We start from the raw sequence: 6349 nt of genomic DNA on the forward strand, positions 1-6349 counted from the left end.
ATTAATAAACATGAATATCATTATCTATCAACACAGTTACATAAGACAGGAGTTGGCACCGCTGCAGACCGCCAAATTGCCATGTCTATACCTGATCTAATTAATCCAAACAAGACTCGGTTCTTAAAAGCTGCAGTATCCTCTGTTAATATCAATACACAGGAAGTGCACCTTGAAGGTGGAGATACCGTTAAATATGACTATTTATTAATTGCTCTTGGATTTGAGGTTGAAACATATGGTACTCGAGGTGTTAAAGAAAATGCTTTTGAGATTCGGAGCTTTAGAAGCTCAAAAATCATTTACCACCAAATCATCAAACAATTAAATCTTTATAAAGAAGACCATGATCCTTCTCGTTTAACCTTTGTTGTAGCTGGTGGAGGTTTTACCGGAATCGAGATGCTTGGAGAACTTGCAGATGCACTGCCAAAACTTTGTAAAGAACATGATATACCATTTGAAAAAATAAAAATTGTTGGTATTGAAGCTGCACCATCTGTCATTCCATTTTTCCCTAAGGAATCCATTCAATACACAACTGAAGTTTTAGAAAAGCGTAATATTGAACTCATCACTTCTACAAAAATACTGGAATGTACCCCAGAAAAAGTGGTACTTGAAAATAATCTAGAAGTTCCAACAAAAACATTAATCTGGTCTTGTGGTGTAAAAGGGAACACGATTGTTCACAATTGGGGATTACCAATTGAAAAAGGCAAGATTGCGGTGGATTCTAATCTTCGTGTTAAAAACATGAAAAATGTCTTTAGTATTGGAGACTGTTGTTTATTTATGAAGGATGAGAAGTCTGCATTACCTCCGACTGCACAAGTAGCTTTACAACAAGCACCGGTCTGTGCGAAAAATATTGTTGCTGCGCTTCGAGGTGAATCATTAACATCGTTTGAATATCACCATAAAGGATCTGTAGCATCAATCGGACTCATGGCCGCAGTTGGTAAAGTAGGTAATTTCCGCTTATCCGGGCTTTTTGGAGCATTTATGAAACAAGTTATTGAGGCTCGCTACTTGTTTAATCTTGGCGGTCCATCTCTGATTTTCAAGCAGCACTTTGGTGTAAACCGTGAGCCTGTAAAAATAACAGCGAAACAATAACCGTAACTAATTAACATTGCTTTTTTCCTTGGCTGCAGGAATCCCCTCCCCCCTGACAGCCATTTGAATAGAATAATCCCAAATGCCTTTAGTCCCCCAACTTTAAGGCGAACTGCCCCATTCCTATCATTTGGAGTGGGGCTATTTTAATGTTTAATTTATAGCCACTCTAAAAATTCAAGACGATTGCCAAACGGGTCATGGACATGAATTCTACTTGCTCCTGGAAGATTGTCGTCCGCTGAAAAAGCAACATGACTTTTACTAAGAAACGTTTTTAATTCTTCGATGTTTTCCACAACGAAGGCTGGGTGCGCCTTTTTAGCGGGTAAAAATGGTTCTTCTACTCCAATGTGAATTTGAAAATTTCCAAACTCAAACCATACTCCACCTCGTTTTTTCAATTCTTCCGGCTTTTCGACCTCTGTTAACCCAAGGATACCAGCAAAAAATTCTCTTGCCTCTTCTTCACAGCCCTTTGGCGCCGCAAGCTGGACATGATCGATTTTTTTTATCACGAATGACATAACGATTCCCCCATTTACCTTCATATATTTACAAAACCATTTTATATAATTTTTAATTTCCCATCAAATTTTCTAATTGTTTTTTGACAATAACAAAAGCTATCCCCCTTTATTTTAACAGGGATAGCTTTTCATTAATAAACATCCTTTTTCGTAAAGACAAAAAATGAGACGAATAAAGCAGCAGCCCACCAAACGAATAAAACCATCATCGAGAATGAGAGATTCATTCCCTCAATTGGCGGCGCGTTTCCTTTCATATAGTCTGTTAACCTTAAATTCACCATAAAAAAGTATTTGGCAGATTCCCAAGAGGATATCATATTATTTAAAATTGCTCCGGAAATTAAGGCCGCAAGCATCACGCCCATTCCAGCTGCTGTACTGCGGATTAAAACAGAAAGCATGAATGATAAGGTCCCGACTACAATAGCGACAAACCAAACCAATCCAAAATCCATTAACAAAAACTTCCATAAGCTTAGAAGTTTGACCTCTGAGGTGTTTAACCCTGTATCCGTCACATTAAAGCCTGTTAGGATTGGTGCCCCCCAGCCTTTATAGCCAAAGACGACTCCCGAAATTAAATAAGAGAGGATCCCCGCAATCGCAATGATTAACGATATGGCTAAACAAAGGGTGATATATTTACTTAGTAGTACCTTCCACCTTTTCACCGGCCTAGTCAATAAAAGCTTGATCGAACCTAAACTATGTTCAGAGGAAACCAAATCGCTAGCGATGACCATTACCATTAATGGGATAAAAAGATCAATCGAGTTTTCCAAAAAGATTCTCATGAACGTAGGTGCACCCGGCTCCGCTGGATTAATATCATGATCTAGATAATATTGTTGCTGCTGTAAGGATATTTGCAGTTGTTTCTTCCATTCGTCAGAAATTCTACTGCTGCTTAAACGGTTTGTCGTATCAACAATTTGCTGCTGTAAAATCGTGCGCCAATCACTCGTTCCTAATTTTTCACGTTGTGTTTGAACTTGCTTATATTGTGCATATGTAAATAACATAACGAGAACGCCAATAATGAGCGCAATCACAACCAGCCGCTTTTTGGCAATCAGCTTCATCATTTCATTTTGAATCAATTTATTCAATACTGTCACCCCCCGTTAGTTCGAGGAATAAATCTTCAAGCACTGGCATTTTCCGATTCATCTCTTTTACAGCTACACCCGCTTCAACAAGTTCCTTATTCCATTTTGGTATCTTCTGTTCATCAAACACCGTTAGGATGGTACCGTCTTCTTTTGCTTCAATGGTTGTTAAGGAACTTAATACTTGTTTTCCCTTATCAAATGGTGCAATATGCCAAACTACTCTTTCACGATTCGCAAGCAACTTAGAAACAGTATCGACTCGAATAATCGTCCCTTTTGAAATGATTGCTACCCGATCACATAATAATTGAATTTCACTCAATAAATGGCTTGAAACAAGGACGCTTAGACCTTCCTTTTCGGCTAGAAACCGAATAAATTGTCTCATTTCACGAATCCCTGCCGGATCCAACCCATTAGTCGGTTCATCGAGAATCAACACTTTTGGTTCTCCTAAAAGTGCTTGGGCTATTCCGAGGCGCTGCCGCATCCCAAGTGAATAAGTTTTTACTTTGTCATGAATTCTCTCCGTTAACCCAACAAGCTCGGTAACTTCTTTAATCCGATCCTCACCAATGTTATTAAGCATCCGTGCAAAATGGAGCAGATTATTATATCCCGAAAGGTACGGATAAAGTTCTGGATTTTCAACGATACAGCCAAGATTACGCACTGCTTCCTGAAATTGATCCTCGATGCTGTATCCACAAATGTGAACACTGCCAGATGTCGGTTTAATCAAACCGACAAGCATACGGATGGTAGTTGTTTTCCCGGCACCGTTTGGCCCCAAAAAACCAAACACTTCCCCTTCACGTAAATCGAACGTTAACCCCTTGATAATTTCTCTTTTCCCAATTACTTTTTTTAATTTCTTAACTGACAATGTGACTTTATTCTCCATTGTTATCCTCTCCTTACCAGGTGAGCAATGAGGCTACTCGCTCAGCAATTAAACGGTACCCTTTTGAATTTGGATGAAACTTATCCGAATAAAGATAGTCGTTTACCTTTAACTCAAACAAGTCAAATGTTGGCACAAACACAATTTTGGGATAGACGGCACTTACTTCCGCGCTGTCATAATTCCAATGGCGAATGACTTTGGACATCTCTTTTCCTTGATCTAACTCAATAAAGGGATTATACAGTCCTATAAAAAACACATTGGCTTCACTGTTGTTTTTACGAATTTGTTCAAATATAAAATTCAGGTTATCAAGGTATTTTTTTTCAATCGCCGCTATGTCTTCTGCTTTTAAATCCGCTAATCCTTGACCCCCGCGGAACAAATCGTTTCCCCCAATCGTCACCAATACCATATCAGCTTTTTGAATTTGCCGACCGACTTCCTTTTCCTGAACCTGTACACGCAGCTGATCAGATCTTTGACCGTTGATGCCAAGATTTGTTAGCTGTACCGGCCGCTTTGTCTTTTCTTTAATTTCATCTGTCAAGACCCCCACATAGCCTTTTCCAGACTCATCACCTGTGCCTCTAGTTAACGAGTCACCTAATGCCACTATGGTTAAACCTTTTTTGTTTTCCACTTTCTTGTTAACAGTGGTTGGTTCCGGAACTTTTTCCGGTTTACCGGCATAATATTCCCCTGCTGCCCAGCCAAGCCCAATCAGCCAGAGAAGGCAAAATAATACTGCTATGACAGTAATCGAACGTATGACATTTTTATTCATGATAATACATCCTTTCCGGCCTTTTCTATTATTTAATCATAGTTGTAATATGAATCAAACTGTCAATGCGGTTATTTCGATTTAATTGCTGAAAAGATTCAATAAATCTTAATTTTTCCCCAAAAACTAAAAAGGAATCCACCGAAGGACCCTTATTTTTTTAAAGAAAACTCGCCGATTGGCGAGCCCCTAAGGGCGAAGACAGAGGCGTAGTTGCACTTATGCGTTAGGAAAGTATAAATTTGAAAAATTTATACTTTCCTAATAGCCAAAAAAGCCGGCTTCCTAATTGGAAAACCGGCTTGCTCTTTTCTATTCTTCTAAATTCCCTTTTGGTCCAAAGAACTCAAAGTGAATTCTTCCTTCGTTTACTCCTAAATCTCTTAATGAGCGGTTTATTGCTTTCATAAAAGGAACGGGTCCGCAGAAATAAAAGTCAGCATCCTCGATGGAGATATTGTCTTTTATCCAATCATGTGTTATATAACCTTCAACATCAAATCGATTGTTCAAGCGATCCTCTTCTGTTGGAGAATCATAAAAAATAAATGAATTCACATGATCAAGAGCTGCTAATTCATCAACCTCATTTCGTAGTGCATGAACATTTCCATTTACTGCAGCGTGTACAAACGTTACCTTACGACTAGGCTGTACTTCGACAACAGTTTTTAACATACTCATCATTGGTGTTAAACCAACACCACCGCTTAGCAGTACAACAGGAGTAGTTTTTTTCGTATCAAGCACAAAATCACCAGCAGGTGCACTTATTTTAAGGATATCCCCTTCGCTCACTGTATCATGCAAATAATTAGACACCATTCCATCCGGATTTGCCGTTCCCTCTTCACGCTTAACACTAATTCGGTAATAGTCTTTTCCTGGAGCATCCGAAAGGCTATATTGACGAATGTGTGTGTACTCTTCTCCGTTAATTTCTAATTTAATGCTAATATATTGGCCAGGGATAAATATTGCAATTCCGTTGTTATCTTCCGGTTTCAAGTAGAAAGAAGTAATAACATCACTTTCGATTACTTTGCGGTCAACAATAAAGTTACGGAAGCCATCCCAGCCTCCCTCTTGATTTATTGCTGCATCATACATTTCAGCTTCTACTCCGATAAACGCATCTGCAATTACGTTATAGGCATCGGCCCATGCATCAATTATTTCGTCTGTTGCCGCTTCGCCGAGTACATCCTTTATCGCTAATAAAAGATGCTTTCCGACAATTGGATAATGTTCAGGCTTAACGCCGAGACTTGTATGTTTATGAGCAATTTGTTGAACAACAGGAAGGATGGCTTCGAGATTGTCAATATACATAGCAGCAGCATAAACCGTTCCGGCAAGTGCTTTTTGCTGTCTGCCCTGTTTTTGATTGGCATGATTAAAGATATTTAATAATTCAGGATGGTTCCCAAACATCAATTGATAAAAGCGGGTTGTAATGGATTCTCCGTGTTTTTCTAAGACTGGTACAGTAGATTTAATGATTTCAATTGTTTTTTGATCTAGCAAATTAATCACTCCTTGAACTTTTCCCTATTTCCATAGTGATTATATAAATAAATTCACAACGACTAAGTGATTTGAATCACACTTTATTATTTTTGAATCATTTATACATAGAGAATTCACAAATTGTTCACTTATGAGCATGACAAATGTAACTAGTCATATACTATCTATTTTTGTATCGTTGACCCTAGCTAGAAAAATAGGATTTTATATCAATATATTAAAGATAAGAAAACCACTAAAGGATGAGGATTATATGAACAAAGCAAAAATTGCGTGGATCACCGACACAACTGCCTCTCTTAGTAAAGAATTTATTGAGCAGAATCATATACATGTTATTCCCCTGCACGTTGTTATTAAC

The 6349-nt window shown here is 38.3% G+C and carries 7 protein-coding genes; 2 read left to right on the top strand and 5 right to left on the bottom strand.

The features are described 5' to 3' along the window. On the top strand, window positions 1–1119 hold a 1119-nt coding region (locus V7150_RS26215; protein WP_335524184.1), incomplete at its 5' end, for an NAD(P)/FAD-dependent oxidoreductase. A 158-nt stretch (window positions 1120–1277) separates the two neighbouring features. On the opposite strand, the gene V7150_RS26220 is transcribed toward V7150_RS26215, so the two are convergent. The 5 genes from V7150_RS26220 to hmpA all read right to left on the bottom strand — a co-directional run bounded on the left by V7150_RS26220 (window position 1278) and on the right by hmpA (window position 5985). Next, on the bottom strand, window positions 1278–1646 hold the full coding sequence (locus V7150_RS26220; protein ID WP_335524186.1) for a VOC family protein: 369 nt from the start codon (window positions 1644–1646) through the stop codon (window positions 1278–1280). A 134-nt stretch (window positions 1647–1780) separates the two neighbouring features. Next, entirely contained in the window at window positions 1781–2761 is a 981-nt protein-coding gene (locus tag V7150_RS26225; RefSeq protein WP_335524189.1) for an ABC transporter permease, read from the bottom strand. Further along, window positions 2754–3668 (bottom strand): ABC transporter ATP-binding protein, encoded by a 915-nt coding sequence (locus V7150_RS26230; protein WP_335524191.1) that lies wholly within the window; start codon window positions 3666–3668, stop codon window positions 2754–2756. The genes V7150_RS26225 and V7150_RS26230 overlap by 8 nt, the downstream gene beginning before the upstream one ends. 13 nt (window positions 3669–3681) lie before the next feature. Continuing rightward, window positions 3682–4458: an SGNH/GDSL hydrolase family protein gene (locus V7150_RS26235; RefSeq protein ID WP_335524194.1), complete on the bottom strand. Its 777-nt coding sequence runs from the start codon at window positions 4456–4458 to the stop codon at window positions 3682–3684. A gap of 312 nt (window positions 4459–4770) precedes the next feature. Next, window positions 4771–5985, bottom strand: a complete 1215-nt coding sequence (gene hmpA, locus V7150_RS26240) for an NO-inducible flavohemoprotein (protein WP_335524196.1) — start codon at window positions 5983–5985, stop codon at window positions 4771–4773. Between the two features lie 256 nt (window positions 5986–6241). Here hmpA and V7150_RS26705 point away from each other — a divergent pair. After that, window positions 6242–6349, top strand: a 108-nt coding sequence (locus tag V7150_RS26705; RefSeq protein ID WP_420490338.1) for a DegV family protein, incomplete at its 3' end; no start/stop codon positions are given.

The sequence above is a fragment of the Neobacillus drentensis genome (assembly GCF_036965245.1).
Lineage (GTDB): Bacteria > Bacillota > Bacilli > Bacillales > Cytobacillaceae > Neobacillus > Neobacillus drentensis_G.

Coding starts and splice junctions, on each gene's coding strand:
- V7150_RS26220 (WP_335524186.1), bottom strand. CDS start 1,646: ATGTCATTCGTGATAAAAAAAATCGATCATGTCCAGCTTGCGGCGCCA.
- V7150_RS26230 (WP_335524191.1), bottom strand. CDS start 3,668: ATGGAGAATAAAGTCACATTGTCAGTTAAGAAATTAAAAAAAGTAATT.
- V7150_RS26235 (WP_335524194.1), bottom strand. CDS start 4,458: ATGAATAAAAATGTCATACGTTCGATTACTGTCATAGCAGTATTATTT.